Source organism: Sphingorhabdus sp. EL138, assembly GCF_945890115.1.
GTDB lineage: Bacteria > Pseudomonadota > Alphaproteobacteria > Sphingomonadales > Sphingomonadaceae > Sphingorhabdus_B.
On record NZ_CAMDCK010000014.1, the window covers coordinates 12,537 to 28,289 of the forward strand.

General features: G+C 58.1%; 17 protein-coding genes and 1 pseudogene. 9 read left to right on the forward strand and 9 right to left on the reverse strand.

The annotated features are described in order from the left end of the window. Nucleotides 1-14: 14 nt before the first annotated feature. Nucleotides 15-1,058 carry a heat-inducible transcriptional repressor HrcA gene (gene hrcA, locus Q0O07_RS07955; RefSeq protein ID WP_295492399.1) on the reverse strand — a complete coding sequence of 348 codons (1,044 nt, stop codon included), beginning with the start codon at nt 1,056-1,058 and terminating at the stop codon, nt 15-17. 82 nt (nt 1,059-1,140) lie between these two features. On the opposite strand from hrcA, the gene rph reads away from it, so the two are divergent. The 4 genes from rph (at nt 1,141) to Q0O07_RS07975 (ending at nt 4,972) form a co-directional block, all read left to right on the forward strand. Continuing rightward, a complete protein-coding gene (gene rph / locus Q0O07_RS07960) occupies nt 1,141-1,854 on the forward strand; it encodes a ribonuclease PH (RefSeq protein ID WP_295492401.1) in 714 nt (237 codons plus the stop codon). Nucleotides 1,855-2,096: 242 nt separating this feature from the next. Next, a complete protein-coding gene (gene rdgB / locus Q0O07_RS07965) occupies nt 2,097-2,723 on the forward strand; it encodes an RdgB/HAM1 family non-canonical purine NTP pyrophosphatase (RefSeq protein ID WP_295492300.1) in 627 nt (208 codons plus the stop codon). 172 nt (nt 2,724-2,895) lie between these two features. Beyond that, nucleotides 2,896-4,071, forward strand: a complete 1,176-nt coding sequence (hemW, locus tag Q0O07_RS07970) for a radical SAM family heme chaperone HemW (RefSeq protein WP_295492301.1) — start codon at nt 2,896-2,898, stop codon at nt 4,069-4,071. Nucleotides 4,072-4,084: 13 nt separating this feature from the next. Continuing rightward, complete coding sequence (locus Q0O07_RS07975) at nt 4,085-4,972, forward strand: tyrosine recombinase XerC (protein ID WP_295492303.1); 888 nt, start codon at nt 4,085-4,087, stop codon at nt 4,970-4,972. Here the strand turns inward: Q0O07_RS07975 and Q0O07_RS07980 are convergent. Genes Q0O07_RS07980 through rsmI form a run of 4 tightly spaced genes read right to left on the reverse strand, consistent with a single transcriptional unit; the run spans nt 4,929 to nt 7,724 of the window. Continuing rightward, nucleotides 4,929-5,573 carry a DedA family protein gene (locus Q0O07_RS07980; RefSeq protein WP_295492305.1) on the reverse strand — a complete coding sequence of 215 codons (645 nt, stop codon included), beginning with the start codon at nt 5,571-5,573 and terminating at the stop codon, nt 4,929-4,931. The genes Q0O07_RS07975 and Q0O07_RS07980 overlap by 44 nt on opposite strands. Next, nucleotides 5,573-6,535: a glutathione synthase gene (gene gshB / locus Q0O07_RS07985; RefSeq protein ID WP_295492306.1), complete on the reverse strand. Its 963-nt coding sequence runs from the start codon at nt 6,533-6,535 to the stop codon at nt 5,573-5,575. The genes Q0O07_RS07980 and gshB overlap by 1 nt, the downstream gene beginning before the upstream one ends. 11 nt (nt 6,536-6,546) lie before the next feature. Then, nucleotides 6,547-6,897 carry a YraN family protein gene (locus tag Q0O07_RS07990; protein ID WP_295492307.1) on the reverse strand — a complete coding sequence of 117 codons (351 nt, stop codon included), beginning with the start codon at nt 6,895-6,897 and terminating at the stop codon, nt 6,547-6,549. Continuing rightward, on the reverse strand, nt 6,894-7,724 hold the full coding sequence (gene rsmI, locus Q0O07_RS07995; RefSeq protein ID WP_295492308.1) for a 16S rRNA (cytidine(1402)-2'-O)-methyltransferase: 831 nt from the start codon (nt 7,722-7,724) through the stop codon (nt 6,894-6,896). The genes Q0O07_RS07990 and rsmI overlap by 4 nt, the downstream gene beginning before the upstream one ends. A 33-nt stretch (nt 7,725-7,757) precedes the next feature. Between rsmI and Q0O07_RS08000 the strand changes: the two genes are divergently transcribed. After that, entirely contained in the window at nt 7,758-8,918 is a 1,161-nt protein-coding gene (locus Q0O07_RS08000) for a penicillin-binding protein activator (protein WP_295492309.1), read from the forward strand. Nucleotides 8,919-8,955: 37 nt separating this feature from the next. Here the strand turns inward: Q0O07_RS08000 and def are convergent, their stop codons facing one another. Both def and recR read right to left on the reverse strand, forming a co-directional pair. Further along, nucleotides 8,956-9,513, reverse strand: a complete 558-nt coding sequence (gene def, locus Q0O07_RS08005; RefSeq protein ID WP_295492310.1) for a peptide deformylase — start codon at nt 9,511-9,513, stop codon at nt 8,956-8,958. Nucleotides 9,514-9,544: 31 nt separating this feature from the next. Then, on the reverse strand, nt 9,545-10,141 hold the full coding sequence (recR, locus tag Q0O07_RS08010; RefSeq protein ID WP_295492311.1) for a recombination mediator RecR: 597 nt from the start codon (nt 10,139-10,141) through the stop codon (nt 9,545-9,547). Nucleotides 10,142-10,183: 42 nt separating this feature from the next. On the opposite strand from recR, the gene fmt reads away from it, so the two are divergent. Both fmt and truA read left to right on the forward strand, forming a co-directional pair. Further along, nucleotides 10,184-11,089: a methionyl-tRNA formyltransferase gene (gene fmt, locus Q0O07_RS08015; protein ID WP_295492312.1), complete on the forward strand. Its 906-nt coding sequence runs from the start codon at nt 10,184-10,186 to the stop codon at nt 11,087-11,089. A 235-nt stretch (nt 11,090-11,324) separates the two neighbouring features. Continuing rightward, a complete protein-coding gene (truA, locus tag Q0O07_RS08020; RefSeq protein WP_295492314.1) occupies nt 11,325-12,065 on the forward strand; it encodes a tRNA pseudouridine(38-40) synthase TruA in 741 nt (246 codons plus the stop codon). Between the two features lie 43 nt (nt 12,066-12,108). Here the strand turns inward: truA and Q0O07_RS08025 are convergent. Further along, a pseudogene (locus tag Q0O07_RS08025) lies at nt 12,109-12,648 on the reverse strand (methylated-DNA--[protein]-cysteine S-methyltransferase); the annotation flags it as partial. A gap of 8 nt (nt 12,649-12,656) precedes the next feature. Further along, nucleotides 12,657-13,334, reverse strand: a complete 678-nt coding sequence (locus tag Q0O07_RS08030) for a dienelactone hydrolase family protein (RefSeq protein WP_295492316.1) — start codon at nt 13,332-13,334, stop codon at nt 12,657-12,659. Between the two features lie 221 nt (nt 13,335-13,555). Here Q0O07_RS08030 and Q0O07_RS08035 point away from each other — a divergent pair, with 221 nt between their 5' ends. Together Q0O07_RS08035 and atpA are read left to right on the forward strand one after the other, a co-directional pair. Then, complete coding sequence (locus Q0O07_RS08035; protein ID WP_295492318.1) at nt 13,556-14,122, forward strand: F0F1 ATP synthase subunit delta; 567 nt, start codon at nt 13,556-13,558, stop codon at nt 14,120-14,122. A gap of 35 nt (nt 14,123-14,157) precedes the next feature. Then, the gene (atpA, locus tag Q0O07_RS08040) at nt 14,158-15,687 is read left to right on the forward strand and encodes a F0F1 ATP synthase subunit alpha (RefSeq protein ID WP_295492320.1); all 1,530 of its coding nucleotides are present in this window, start codon (nt 14,158-14,160) and stop codon (nt 15,685-15,687) included. Nucleotides 15,688-15,753 lie beyond the last annotated feature (66 nt).

Below are 15,753 nucleotides of genomic sequence, written 5' to 3' on the forward strand. Positions count from 1 at the left end.
TAATTACCCGCGCATCACTTAATTAAACGGCTCAGCGCCTGCGCGGTAAAGTCGACCATCGGTACAATGCGCGCATAATTCAGGCGCGTCGGACCAATGACGCCAATGACGCCGACGACTTTGCCCCCTGCCTCCCGATAGGGCGCGGCGATGACGGATGACCCCGAAAGCGAGAAAAGATTATTTTCCGAACCAATAAAAATCCGCGTCGATTGCGCCTCACGTGCACTGTCGACCAGCCGCGCAATTTCCTCTTTGCTCTCAAGCTCGTCAAGCAATTGCCGGACGCGGTCAAGGTCGGCGGCGGCGGCTTCGTCGATTAGGTTCGACTGCCCGCGCACGATCAGCACTGGCCGGTCATTGGCATCGAGCGACCAAATTGCGAGGCCATCGCGCACCAATTTTTGGCTGGCCACGTCCAACTCCGCCTTTTCGGCCCGAATTTCGCTATCGAGGCGCTCAAGCGCTTCGGACAAAGTCAATCCCGATAGGCGCGCCGAAATATAGTTTGCAGCCTCCACCAACATGGACTCGCTGATCGCCGGGTCAATCGACACCAGCCGGTTTTCAACGCTGTTGTCGGACCCGACCACGATCGCAAGCACTTGCGATGGGGACAGGCGCGCAAAGCTAAAGGCCTTTAGGACCGCGTCCCGCTTTGGCACCAGCACGATACCGGCGCAGGCGGACAGACCCGACAGTACCGACGTTGCGGCCGCCAGCGCCTCCTCAATCGGCCCATCGCCGCGAATTTGCGATTCAATCGCGCGCTGTTCCTCAACCGATGGTGCCGCCGATTGCATCATGCCGTCAACGAACAGGCGAAGACCGCTTTCGGTTGGCACCCGTCCAGCACTGGTATGGGGTGAGGCAAGATAACCTGCTTCCTCCAGATCCTGCATGACATTGCGGATGGAGGCAGGCGACAGGTTTAACCCTGCAAATTTGGAAACGGTCCGCGAGCCTACGGGCGCGCCATTGTCCAGATAGCTTTCAACCACCATCCGGAAAATCATGCGTGTCCGGTCATTCAGTTCATGGATGGGCGTTTGGCTCACCGCCATAGTGTAGCGCACCGCGCACTTGCAAAGCAAGCGGGGCAGGCTAATGCGGGCGGCAACTTATTATCAGGAGACTATCATGCGTCCATCCGGCCGTGCGCCAGACGAAATGCGCGCCATTTCGATTGAAACCCATTTCACCAAGCATGCCGAAGGCAGCTGCCTTATCGGATTTGGCGACACCCGCGTGCTGGTAACCGCCAGCGTCGAAGATCGCATTCCACCATGGTTGCGCGGCAAGGGTGAAGGCTGGGTCACGGCGGAATATTCGATGCTGCCCCGCGCCACGCATACGCGCAGCCAACGTGAAGCGGCCAAGGGCAAGCAATCGGGCCGGACTCAGGAAATTCAACGTCTTATTGGCCGTTCGTTGCGCTCGGTCGTGGATTTGAAAAAGCTGGGCGAAAACCAAATCACTATCGATTGCGATGTGTTGCAAGCCGATGGCGGCACGCGCACCGCCGCGATTTCCGGCGCATGGGTTGCGTTGCGGCTTGCCGTCAATGGTCTGTTGGCCTCAGGCGCGATCAAGGAAGATCCGATCAGCGGACGGGTAGCAGCCGTGAGCTGCGGTATTTTCAAAGGTACGCCGGTTTTGGACCTTGATTATATCGAAGATTCCGACGCGGATGCCGATGCGAATTTCGTTCTGATCGAAGGTGGCCAGATTGCCGAAGTGCAAGCCACCGCCGAAGGCGCGACCTATGACGAAGAAGGCCTTCTGCGCTTGCTCCGCCTCGCCCGCATGGGAACCGACCGGATTTTCGCCGCGCAGGCCGACGCGGTTAAGTAAAGTAGTCTTAGGGTCAGGACCACTTAAATTTCTGTGTCATTCCTGCGAAAGCGGGAACCCATGGCCGAACGGTTAGACCATGGATCCCCGATCAAGTCGGGGATGACACAATGACTTGAGGCGACGCTTATGATTCATTGCGAATTTTTATTACCCGTCACCCTGAACTCATTTCAGGGTCTTACTTTTGAACAGCCCAGAACTAAGATGCTGAAACAAGTTCAGCATGACGGAAGCTGCGCATGACTCACCGCAAACTTGAACCCGGCAAGTTGGTCATCGCAAGCCATAATGCGGGCAAGGTCCGTGAAATCCGCGCCTTGCTTGCGCCTTTTGGTATCGAGCCGGTATCAGCAGGCGAACTTGGCCTGCCAGAGCCCGACGAAACCGGCACCAGCTTTGCCGAAAATGCGTTGCTGAAGGCGCATGCCTCCGCACAAGGTTCCGGCCTTCCCGCGCTGGCTGATGACAGCGGCCTGTGCGTTACGGCCTTAAGCGGTGCGCCAGGCGTCTACACCGCCGATTGGGCGGAAACCCAGGTCTTCGAAGGCGGACCCCGGCGTGACTGGTATATGGCGATGGGCAAGGTTGAGGGCAAGTTAGCTGAACTTGGCCCCGCCACCGACCGGAGCGCTTATTTTATCTGCACGTTGGCGCTCGCATGGCCCGACGGGCATCAGGAAATTTTCGAAGGCCGTGTGCAGGGCAACCTGACTTGGCCGCCACGTGGTTTGCTGGGCTTTGGGTATGACCCTGTATTCGTACCCGAAGGCCGCAGCGAAACCTTTGCCGAGATCGATCCGCAAGAGAAACACGCCATGAGCCACCGCGCGGACGCATTTCGCAAATTGGTTGCGGCAGTGTTTTGAACAAGTCCGCGCGCCTATACACCGCAGCCCTGAGCCGTCAGTGCGACAGCGCTGACGATGGTCGAAGGGCGCTTTTCAGTATAGCGTCTTGGTTGACAGCGACGCGCCCTTCGACGGACGCAGCCGATCCTCGGCTGCTGCTCAGGGCTACGGTCGTTGTTGGCTGATGACGATGACACGCCAATCGCAGCCCGCCCCGCTCGCCCTGTACATCCATTGGCCATTTTGCGTTTCCAAATGCCCATATTGTGATTTCAATAGCCATGTCCGCGATACGGTGGATGATGCGGCATGGTGTGCGGCGTTGCTGGCGGATATGGCCTATGAGGCGGGGCTGACGGCGGATCGTAAGCTCACCTCCATCTTCTTCGGCGGCGGCACGCCGTCGTTGATGCCGCCGTCCACTGTCGCTGCGCTGATTGACGCGGCGCAGCGGCATTGGGGTTTTGCCGAAGATATCGAGATCACTTTGGAAGCGAACCCGTCTTCGGTGGAGGCAGCGCGTTTCTCGGACCTCGCGGCCGCAGGGGTCAACCGCGTATCGCTTGGGCTTCAGTCATTGGATGATACCGCGCTGACGTTTCTGGGACGCGCGCACTCGGTGGCGGAAAGCCTTGACGCCTTGGCTATTGCGCAGCGTCATTTTGGCCGCGTCAACATCGACCTGATTTACGCGCGCCCTGATCAAACCGCCGACCAGTGGGGGGCCGAGTTGCAACGTGCCCTTTCCTTTGGCACCGATCATATCTCGCTATATCAACTGACCATTGAACCCGGCACGCGCTTTGAAACTTTGGTGCGCACGGGCCATTTCATCCCCGCCGATGATGATGATGCCGCGACATTATATGAACTGACCGGACAGATGACATCCGCCGCAGGCATCCCGGCCTATGAAATCAGCAACCATGCCCGCCCTGGCAGCGAGAGCCGCCATAATTTAAGCTATTGGCGGTATGATGATTATATCGGCATTGGCCCCGGGGCGCATGGGCGGCGGATGAACGCCGCGACCCAGCGCCATAAAAAGCCGGAGAATTTCCTGTCTGCTGTCGAACGTAACGCCCATGGCATCAGCAGCGAAGACCATCTGAATGCGGCAACACGCGCGACAGAAAGCTTGCTTATGGGATTGCGGCTGGCGGAAGGCATTGACCTCAGCCGCCTGTCGCAACGGACGGGCATTGCTGCGGCGGACCTGCTGGACATGGATGCAGTGGACAAAATTGCACAGCTTGGCCTGATCACCCGCGATGACAACAATGTCACCGTCACACCGCAAGGCATGCCATTGCTCGACGCCATCCTACCGCAAATAGTAAAGATTGAGGCGGACGCCGCCGCCTGATAGATTGGCGTATATGTCGTCTTTACTTGCCGAATATCTCGCGTTCCTGACCGACAACCGCCGGATGTCGCCGCACAGCGTGCGCGCTTATTATGCGACGGCGGACCGGCTGGCGGGATTTCTGCAACTTTATTGGGGCGGCGATGTGACCCGCGTGACGCTGCACAATATTTCATCGGCAGATATGCGCGCCTTTTTGGCCGACCGGCGCGGCGATGGCCTCACTAATCGTTCCACGGCGCGTGAACTATCCGCCGCGCGCCATTTCTTGCGCTTTGCTTTGGGCGATGATGTGACTTTGCCTGTGATGAAAGGGCCACGTGTGCAGCGCAGCCTGCCGCGCCCAGTGAACCCCGATGATGTTCTGGCACTCGCCGATGACGTCGCCGAAAATGCAAAAGACGGTTGGATCGGCGCGCGCGATTGGGCGTTGCTGTTGCTGCTTTATGGCAGCGGCCTGCGCGTCAGCGAGGCGACTGGCCTGATGGGCAACATATTGCCAATGGGCAGCACGATAAGGGTTACCGGTAAGCGCAACAAGACACGCATCGTGCCGTTGCTGGAGCAAGTCAGGGCGGCCATTCAAGAATATCTCGCGCTCTGCCCTTATGCCGCCGGTGCCGACCAGCCATTGTTTCGCGGCGCGCAAGGCGGGCCATTATCCCCCGCATTGGTGCGCCGCGCGGTTCAGGGCGCACGCACGCGATTGGGCTTGTCCGACCGGACCACGCCGCACGCGCTGCGCCACAGCTTTGCCACGCATTTGCTAGCGGGCGGCGCGGACTTGCGGAGCCTGCAGGAATTATTGGGCCATGCCAGCCTGTCGTCGACTCAAGTTTATACGGCTGTTGATACCGCTATGCTTTTGGATGAATATCAGAACGCGCATCCCCGGGCGTAGGCACGGGCTTAGGTTTCCAGCGCAATAATCGCCAAACATAGGTCAGAACGATGCCTGCGATCACTAAGGTGGACAATGGCCCAAGCCATTTTTCCACATCGTCGAATTGCGATCCCAGAAAATAGCCTGCGCAGGCCAAGGCCGCGGTCCATCCGGCGGTCCCGATCGTCGAGAATATCATGAAGCGGCGAAACGTCATGCCGAACAAGCCCGCCGGTATCGAAATCAGCGACCGTAATGTGGGCAACATGCGCGCGATCAGCACGATGATCGATCCATGCTTGCGAAACAGGCTTTGGCCGCGCTCCACCTCATCCCAGTCGAGCGTCAACCAACGGCTGTAGCGGTCGATGAAGATTTGCATCCGTTTTTCACCAAATTTGACCGCCACCCAATACCACATCCAATTGCCCAGCATCGCGCCCGCCGTGCCCGCCGCAATGGTGCCAGCAAGGTTCATAGTCCCGCGCGCCGATGATACGCCAGCCACGGTCATGATCACTTCGGACGGGATCGGCGGGAATATGGTTTCGAGCAGCATGAGCAAAGCGACGCCCCAATAATGGCCCCATTCAACCAAGCGAATGATCCAATCTTCCATTATTTCTGTCCCGACAATTTGCGTTCAATCGCGTCGAGAATGCGCGAGGGTGTGTCCGTTCCATTAAAGCGATCAATCGCGACAATGCCGGTGGGCGAGGTCACGTTGATTTCGGTCAGCCACTGCCCGCCAATGACATCAATGCCGACAAATATCAGGCCAAGCTGCTTCAAACGCGGGCCCATCGCGGCGCAGATTTCGCGTTCGCGCGCGGTCAGCTCAGTCGGCTCCGCGCTGCCGCCAACCGCCAAGTTGGAGCGGAATTCGCCTTCGCCCGGACGGCGGTTGATCGCGCCCGTTACTTCACCGTCGATCATGACGATACGTTTGTCACCCAATGCGACATCGGGCAGGAATGGCTGCACCATATGCGGTTCGGGCCATGTGTTGTTGAACACCTCAAACAAGGCGCCCAGATTGCTGCCATCGGCGTCAATGCGGAAAATGGCTTTGCCACCATTACCGTGCAATGGTTTTACGACGACTGCCCCATATATTTGTTGGAAGTCGCGCACCTCGTCTGCGGAACGGGTGATGATCGTTGGCGGCATATATTGCCGATAATCGAGCACCATGACTTTTTCCGGCGCATTGCGCACACTGACGGGGTTGTTGACCACCAAAGTTTCATGCGCGATACGTTCCAGCAAATGGGTCGCGGTGATATAGCCGACATGAAAGGGCGGGTCCTGCCGCATCAAAACTACCTCAATGTCCGCGCCCAAGTCGATTTTCTTCGGTGCGCCAAAACGATAATGCGCGCCGTCCACCCGTTGCACATCATGCACCGGATGCGCCCAAGCCGTCAGCCGGTCCTGGGCATCAAGTGTCAGCGTGCCGACATCATAATGCCAGATATCATATCCGCGCGATTGCCCCGCCAGCATCAGTGCAAAGCTGGAATCACCATTGATGTTGATACCGTCCATAGGGTCCATTTGGACCGCCATTTTGATTGCCATTTCGCGAGTTCCTATCCGTGCCAGACATTTGGCAAATGCTGAGGGAAGCGCCACGGCGCAACCATAATCACATCAATCTGCGTATTTTCACATTCTTTGCCATATTTGGGCAAGAGAATTTCCGCCGCTGCGGCCACACGGCGCAACCGACTGGCATCAATCGCCGTGGCAAGGTCTGCGGCTTTCGTCCGCGCCTTTACCTCGACAAAGGCGATGCTTTTGCCGCGCCGTGCGATTAAATCCACTTCACCGCGCGGGGTTTTTACGCGCGCGGCCAAGATACGCCATCCTTTCAGGCGCAGGAACCACGCGGCAATCGCCTCCCCGCGCCGTCCGCGTTTTTCGGCGGCAAGGCGGCTCACTTTGCCTTCAATTCCGTGGCGCGGGCGTAGACGGCATTGCGTTCCAGCCCGAACCGCTTGGCAATCGCGCCAGCGGCCTTGGCGGCGGACATGGTTTCAAGCGCCGCTTGCAACGCCGCATCGACATCCCCCGTTTCCGTCACCACATCGTCGGCTGGCGGACCAATGATTAGGACGATTTCGCCCTTCGGTTCATGTTCGGCATAGCACGCCGCCAGCTCTGCGGCTGTTCCAGTCACCACCTCTTCAAACTTTTTGGTCAACTCGCGGGCCACAGCAACTTCGCGGTTGCCATAGGTGTCGGCAATGGCGGCCAAGCTTGCGGCCAGACGCGGGCCGGCCTCGTAAAACACCAATGTCGCCTTGACCTGCCCCAGCTCCGTCAATGTCTCGACCCGCGCTTTGGCTTTATTGGGCAAAAAGCCTGCAAACAAAAAACGGTCTGTAGGAATGCCGCAGATCGACAAAGCTGCTGTCACCGCACTGGCACCCGGAATGGTAAACACCGGCACGCCAGCGTCACGGGCGGCACGGACAAGCTTATATCCCGGGTCGGAAATTAACGGCGTGCCAGCGTCCGACACCAAGGCGACAACCCCATTACGCGCGGCAGCGACCAAGGACTCGCGCTCAACGCCCCCGCTATGGTCGTTGTAACGGCGCATTTTCTTCTTAATGCCCAAGTGATGCAATAATTTGCCAGTCACACGGCTGTCTTCAACCGCGACTATTTCGGCGGCGGTCAGGAGGTCGATTGCCCTTTGCGATATATCTGCAAGGTTGCCGATGGGGGTCGCAACGACATATAAGCCTGATTCGAAAGTCATCGGAATATGCAGCTTCTTCCCAAGGAACACAAAATGAGCGCAACCATTGCCGCAACGCGCGCGCAGCCGCAAGCTTTAGCAGGCCAATTCAAAAAGCTGCTGATATTAGCATCTGTCATCCTGCTGGCGGCCTGTAGCACAGTCCCGCGCAGCAAGGCGCCGATTGTCGTCGCCGAACCGTCCGATGGCATGCACCGTGTCGCGCTTTTGCTGCCCGTGACTGGCCCTGACGCCGAAATGGGGCAATCGATTGCCAATGCGACGGCACTGGCGCTTGCCGATACCAAAGTCACCAATATCCGCATGGTCACTTATGACACGGGCCTTGGTGTGGCCGCCGCGACACAACGCGCGATTGCAGATGGCAACAATCTGATTTTGGGCCCGCTACGCGCCGACAATGTCATTGAGGTCGCAGAAATTGCACGTCCCGCAGCCGTGCCGATCATCAGCTTTTCCAATGATATCGGCGTTGCCGGACAGAATGTGTTCTTGCTGGGCCATTTACCGAACCAATCGATCGAACGCGTGGTGCTATATGCCAAGTCGAGAGGCCTGAACCGCTTTGCTGGCGTGGTTGCATCCAATGTCTATGGACAGCGTGCGCAATCGAATATCACGACAGCCGTGCGCGCAGCCGGCGGCATTTTGGTGGGCATTCAAGAATCAAACGGAACGGCCGCATCAGCCGAAGCCGCCGCGCGTCGTCTGGCACAGATGGGCGCTATTGACGCCATCTTGGTTGCCGATACCGGCCGCGCAGCCATCACAACCGTGCCTGCCTTGCGCCGTGGCGGGCTGCGCACGGCCAAAATCTTGGGCACTGATTTGTGGAATATCGACGGTACGCTCGCGGGCAGTCCGCCTATGTATGGCGCAATGTTCGCAAGTGTGTCGGACACGCTCTACACGCAATATGCGACCAAATATCGCGCCCGTTTTGGCAAGGCACCCTTGCGCCTGTCGAGCCTTGGCTATGACTCGGTGTTGCTAGTGGCCCGCGTCGCCCGCAACTGGGTTCCGGGAACACGTTTTCCCGTGGGGCAATTGACTGATCCGCAAGGCTTCATTGGCGTCGACGGCGCGTTCCGGTTCAACGCCAATGGCCTGACCGACCGTATGCTTGAGGTGCAGGAAATTCAGGCAGGCAAGTTTGTGACGGTTAGCGCCGCCCCTTCACAGTTCGCAAAATAACGACACCCCGCTTTTGACGGGGTGTCAAACTACCACATCAGTGGCGGCAATCCGGCCCATGCACATGACCGCCGCCCATTTTGCGGGCTTTCTCGATCTTCTTCAGCACCATTTGACGCTTGAGCCGCGACAGATGGTCGATGAACAATATACCTTCCAGATGGTCCATTTCATGCTGCAAACATGTCGCCATCAGGCCAGTCATCGTCTCTTCATGCACCTTACCGTCTAAATCCTGCCAACGGGCGCGGATTTGGGCTGGGCGCTCCACCTCGGCATATTGGTCGGGTACGGACAGGCAACCTTCATTATACAGGCTATGTTCGTTGGACGGGTCCAAAATTTCGGGGTTCACAAAAACGCGCGGGTTGCGGACAGGTTCTTCGCCTTCGGCTTCGTCTTCTTGCAAGTCGATCACTAATACGCGTTTGGGCACACCCACTTGAATCGCCGCCAAGCCAATGCCGGGCGCAGCATACATCGTCTCGATCATATCATGAACGAGCGTTTTCAAATCGCCGTCGAAGCTTTCAACAGGCTTCGAAATGGTTTTTAGCCGCGGATCGGGCACTTCAAGAATAGATAATATGGCCATGGGTCGCAAATAGGGACGGTCTTTGGATAAATCAACCGACGGGTCGTCGGGCGCGCAACGCCTGCGCCAAAGTACCGTCGTCGAGATAATCCAGTTCCCCGCCCACCGGCACGCCATGCGCCAATTGGGTCAGGCGAATGGGGAATTGTTCCAACCGTTCGGCCAAATAATGGGCCGTTGTCTGCCCCTCAAGCGTTGCGTTCATCGCCAGCACCACCTCGTCAATGCCGCCTTCGGCAATGCGGCTGACCAATCCGTCGATGTTCAAATCCTCTGGCCGGACACCATCCAATGCGGACAGGCGGCCGCCCAAAACATGATATTTGCCTGGAAAAAGCCGCGAGCGGTCGAGCGCCCACAGGTCGGATACATCCTCCACCACGCAAATGGACCGGATGTCGCGGCGCGGGTCGACGCAAATGCCACATGGGTTGCTGGTGTCGATATTGCCACAGGTGCTGCAAACCAACAGCCTTTGCTCAACCTGCTGCAACGCACGCAATAACGGTTGCAACACGCTCTCACGCTTTTTCATGAGGTGCAGCACGACGCGGCGCGCCGACCGCGGGCCAAGCCCCGGTAGCTTCGACAATGCTTGTGCCAATGCGTCTATTTCTTGCGATGCCATGCGGCGGGTCTTAGGGGGCTTTTGAACAAAGGAAAAGTGACGATGCGTCTTGCCTTCATGGGAACCCCCGAATTTGCCGTGCCGACGCTCGATGCGTTGGTGGCGGCTGGGCATGATGTGGTCGCTGTCTATACGCAGCCGCCGCGCCCCGCCAATCGTGGCAAGAAGCTGACTCCGTCCGCTGTGCAACAGCGCGCCGAAGAACTGGGGTTGCGCGTGCGATGCCCCCTGTCGCTGCGTCAGGCGGAGGCACAGGCTGATTTCGCTGCCTTGGGCGTCGATGTGGCTATCGTTGCGGCTTATGGCCTCATATTGCCGCCAGCGGTCTTGGACGCGCCTCTGCATGGCTGCCTGAATGTCCATGGATCCTTGCTACCGCGCTGGCGGGGTGCCGCGCCTGTGCAGCGTGCGATATTGGCGGGCGATGTTAATAGTGGCGTCATGGTCATGCAGATGGAGGCTGGCCTTGATACGGGCGCCGTCCGCGCGACAACGGAAATCGAAATCGGGCACAAAACAACGGGCCAACTGACCATGGCGCTGGCGGAACTTGGCGCGGAATTGATGGTCCGGGTTTTGGCAGATTTGGAGGCATTTCCCTGCGTGGCGCAGCCGGACGAAGGCGTTACCTATGCCGCCAAGATCGACAAGGCCGAAACGAAGCTGGATTTTTCCCAATCCGCCGAAGCCGTCGAACGCCAAATCCGCGCCTTTAACCCGGCACCGGGCGCATGGTTCGAATTTGAAGGCGAACGATATAGGGTATTGGCCGCTGACATCGTCGTAGCCAATGGCGCGGCAGGCATGATTATAGATGACGCGCTCACCATCGCCTGCGGCGTTAACGCCATCCGCCCAACGCTCATCCAACGCGCTGGCAAGCCCGCTATGCCGACCGCCGACCTCCTGCGCGGCAAGGCCATTCCTGCTGGCACGATCCTAACATGACACCGCTCACTCTCAAATTCGTCGCACCAGCACAGGCTGGTGGGTATGGAGAGGAAGATTTACCTCTTACCCCTTCGGTCTTTGCGGCACGATGGATGCTGAAACACGTTCAGCATGACGCGGCGAGAAGCACGCCTCTGCGACCTCTGCGCCTCTGCGTGAACCCAAATAACCGTCGCCCCGGCGCAGGCTGGAGCAACGGAGATGTGACCACGCGCACGAAAGCGACCCGCAGTTGACTCGCTTCGCGCTCACCATCGAATTTGACGGCGGTCCCTATATGGGCTGGCAATGGCAGGACCATGGCCCCTCGGTCCAAGGGGCGATCGAAGAGGCCATATTCAAAACCACCGGCGAAAAGACTTTGGTCTACAGCGCTGGCCGCACCGATGCAGGGGTCCATGCGCTTGGCATGCGGGCGCATGTCGATGTGGAAAAAGGCCTTTCCGCCTTCCGCTTGATGGAGGCCATTAACGCCCATTTGCGTCCGCACCCCATCGCGATATTGGCATGCGAAGAGGTCGCCGACGACTGGCATGCGCGCTATAGCTGCATTGGCCGGTCTTATGCATACCGCATCCTCAACCGCCGCGCCTCGCTGACTTTAGAGAAGGGTCGCGTCTGGCGCGTCGGACCGGAGCTGAATGCCGAGGCAATGCAGGACGCCGCGCAGATACTTGTCGGCCTGCATGATTTCACCACCTTCCGCTCCACCGCGTGCCAATCTGCCAGCCCAATCAAAACACTCGACCGCCTCAACGTGCGGCGGGAGGGGCAGCATGTGATTATCGAGGCAGCGGCCTTGTCCTTCCTGCATCATCAAGTGCGGTCCATGGTCGGCTGCCTTGTCGCCGTTGGGCTTGGGCGCTGGACAGCGGCAGACCTAAAGGCTGCGTTAGATGCCGCCGACCGCTCGGCTCTGGCAGAAAATGCGCCCCCTGAAGGGCTTTATTTCGTGCGGGCGCTTTATCCTTAAAAATTGGCGACTGCGCGCATGCCCGATTTCAGTGGTCCTGACCCTAAACTGAAAACAGACCGTCCTGCCCGCTTTCCCACGCCAGCAAACGGCGCTTGCGTTCCAGCCCATAAGCATAGCCGCCAAGGCCGCCATCGGACCGGATGACGCGGTGGCAGGGTATGAGCACCGACACTGGGTTTGCGCCGTTGGCCGAACCCGCCGCGCGCACCGCATCGGGCTTTCCAACTGCCGCAGCGATTTCGGCATAATTGCGCGTTTCGCCCGCGGGTATTTGCAGCAACGCCCGCCACACGGCCATTTGGAAATCCGTGCCGCCGATATCCAGGGGTAATTGGGGCATCTGCCTAGGGTTTTGAATCGCAAAGACCGCGCCGTCGATCAGGGCGGCGAGCGAACCGCCTTTACGCAACAGGGTCGCGTTCGGAAAGCGGCGCTTTAGCGTGCTTTCATTTTCGTCAAACGACAGGCGGCAAATCCCTTTGTCTGTCGCGGCCAGTAGCATCGAGCCAAGCGCGGTTTCAGCCACCGCCCAATATATGGAAACGCCTGCACCGCCGTCGTTCCAGACGCTTGATGTCATCGCCGCCGTCATCCACCACAGGCGCGAAACAGCGCCAAGGTGCGCTCGCGTGCCAGATCAGCGCTGGCTTCATGATAATCCTTGCGTCGGTCGGAATTGAACCCGTGATTGGCATCGTAGACAAATATTTGCGCGGTCGGGTGCGCCTTTTCAATAAGTGCCTCGACGCCCTCCATCGGTATGCCCGCGTCATAACGGCCGAAATGGGCAATAGTCGCGCATTTGGGGGTAGTGTCAGCGTATAGCGTTGGAACGAGGCTGCCATAATAGCAGCTGGCTGCGGAAAGATCATCGCTGATCCCCGCCATGGCCCAAGCGACTGAACCGCCATAGCAATAGCCGGTTATGAACACTGGCCCCTTGTCTTTGAGCGCATTTATGCAGACCTGCGCATCATCGAGCGATTGCGCGAACGGATGCAGGTCCCGGGCCAACTCGACAGCGCGGTGATAATCGGGCCCAGTGTAGGCGGCCTCAAATCCCGGATGCTCGCGGTCAAAAATGGCCGGCGACAATATTTCATATCCATCGGCGGCGTATTCGTCGCACAATTCGCGGATATGGTCCGTCACCCCAAATATCTCTTGGACAAGGACGAGCCCGCCGCGACGTTCACCCACTGCTTCGGCATGGTAAACCGCGATTTCCGCGCCATCCGACATCGTCATGCGAATCATTTCACCCATTACACTCTCCGTCATGTCATCCTGAACTTGCTTCAGAAAAACGTCCTACGGCAGTTTGTTATATTGAAACAAGTTCAGGATGACGATTCCATTTAAACAAGCGACAATCGCCATCTTGCATCGCAGCAAAACCCCTGCTAGGCGCGGCGCGACGCCAGCAAGGGGCAACTCTTCGGTGCGCTCAAAAAGTTTTTCAGTCTTACATTTTAGGAATTAGACGCGTGGATCATTCCGGCGGCACAAGCGCTAACATTCAAGCCAGTCTTGCTGGCCGTTACGCAACGGCATTGTTTGAACTGGCCCGCGATGCGAAGGCGATTGATGCCGTTGAAAAGAGCATGCGGGCGATTGCGCAAGCCGTGCGCGAATCGGCTGATCTGAAAGCACTCACCAGCAATCCTGTGCTCAGCCGGAGTGATGCGAAAAAAGCCATCGCCGCTGTGGCAAAAGCCATGAAGCTCGATGCATTGACTGCAAAGACATTGGGCGTGCTCGCCGACAACCGCCGCTTGAACGAAACAGCTGCTGTTGCCCGCGCGTTTTCATCGCTTGCGGCGGCTCATCGCGGCGAAGTCACTGCCGAAGTGACCTCCGCCCACGCGCTCAGCGCTGCGCAGACCAAGGCATTATTGGCCTCACTAAAAACGCGCGTCGGCGGCAATGTCGCCATACAGACTAAAGTCGATCCGTCACTTCTTGGCGGGCTGACCGTTAAAATCGGTAGCCAGATGATCGACAATTCTATCAAAACCCGTTTGAACACCCTCGCTAACCAGATGAAAGGCTGACGGCATCCGCCGTTGGTGAAAGGCTAAGTAGCAACATGGATATCCGCGCCGCAGAAATTTCCAAGGTCATTAAGGACCAGATCGCCAATTTCGGCACCGAAGCTCAGGTTTCGGAAGTCGGAAGCGTATTGTCGGTTGGTGACGGCATCGCCCGTATTCACGGCCTCGACAATGTGCAGGCTGGTGAAATGGTCGAATTCTCCAATGGTGTTCAGGGCATGGCGCTGAACCTTGAGGCGGACAATGTCGGTGTTGTTATCTTCGGTTCCGACAGCGAAATCCGTGAAGGTGACGTTGTAAAGCGCACCGGCACGATTGTGGACGTTCCTGTCGGCAAGGAATTGCTTGGCCGCGTTGTGGACGGCCTGGGCAACCCCATTGATGGCAAGGGCCCATTGAAGACCACGCAGCGCAGCCGCGTTGAAGTCAAGGCGCCCGGCATCATCCCGCGCCAATCGGTTTCGGAGCCTGTGCAAACGGGCCTCAAGGCGCTTGACGCCCTCGTGCCTGTTGGCCGTGGCCAGCGCGAATTGATCATTGGCGACCGTCAGACGGGTAAGACCGCTGTCGCTATCGACACCTTCATCAATCAGAAGGAAGTCAACAAGGGTACTGACGAATCGAAGAAGCTATATTGCATCTACGTCGCCGTGGGTCAGAAGCGTTCCACCGTGGCGCAAATCGTCCGCGCATTGGAAGAGCAGGGCGCGATGGAATATTCCATCGTTGTTGCCGCAACCGCTTCAGAGCCTGCACCGCTTCAATATCTCGCGCCTTACACTGGCGTTGCGATGGGTGAATTTTTCCGCGACAACGGCATGCACGCCGTCATAGTCTATGACGATTTGTCAAAGCAAGCCGTGGCCTATCGCCAGATGTCGTTGCTCTTGCGTCGTCCTCCAGGCCGCGAAGCTTATCCCGGCGACGTTTTCTATCTGCACAGCCGCTTGCTGGAGCGTGCTGCCAAGATGTCCGACGCCAATGGCGGCGGTTCATTGACGGCTTTGCCCATCATCGAAACGCAGGCGGGTGACGTGTCGGCCTATATCCCAACCAACGTGATTTCGATCACTGACGGTCAGATCTTCTTGGAAACCGACCTGTTCTTCCAAGGCATTCGCCCTGCAATTAACGTCGGTCTGTCGGTTAGCCGCGTGGGTTCGGCCGCACAGACAAAGGCGATGAAGAAGGTTTCGGGCTCGATTAAGCTTGAGCTTGCGCAATATCGCGAAATGGCCGCGTTCGCGCAGTTCGGTTCCGACCTTGATGCCTCAACGCAGAAGTTGCTGAACCGTGGTGCACGCTTGACCGAATTGTTGAAGCAGAAGCAATTCTCGCCGCTTCCGTTCGAAGAGCAAACTGCGTCGATTTTCGCAGGCACCAACGGTTATCTCGATGGCATTCCTGTCACCGACGTGACCCGCTACGAAGAATCGATGCTCGCCGACTTGCGCGCCAACCATGCTGGCATCCTGAAGACCATTCGCGACAGCCGCGACTTCAGCGACGACAGCAAGAAAGCGCTGATGGCCGCACTCGACACGTTCACGAAGAATTTTGCGTAACCTATTTTAACCGTCACCCCCGCGCAGGCGGGGGCCCAACCCCTGAGCCATCGGTTCAGGCCTATA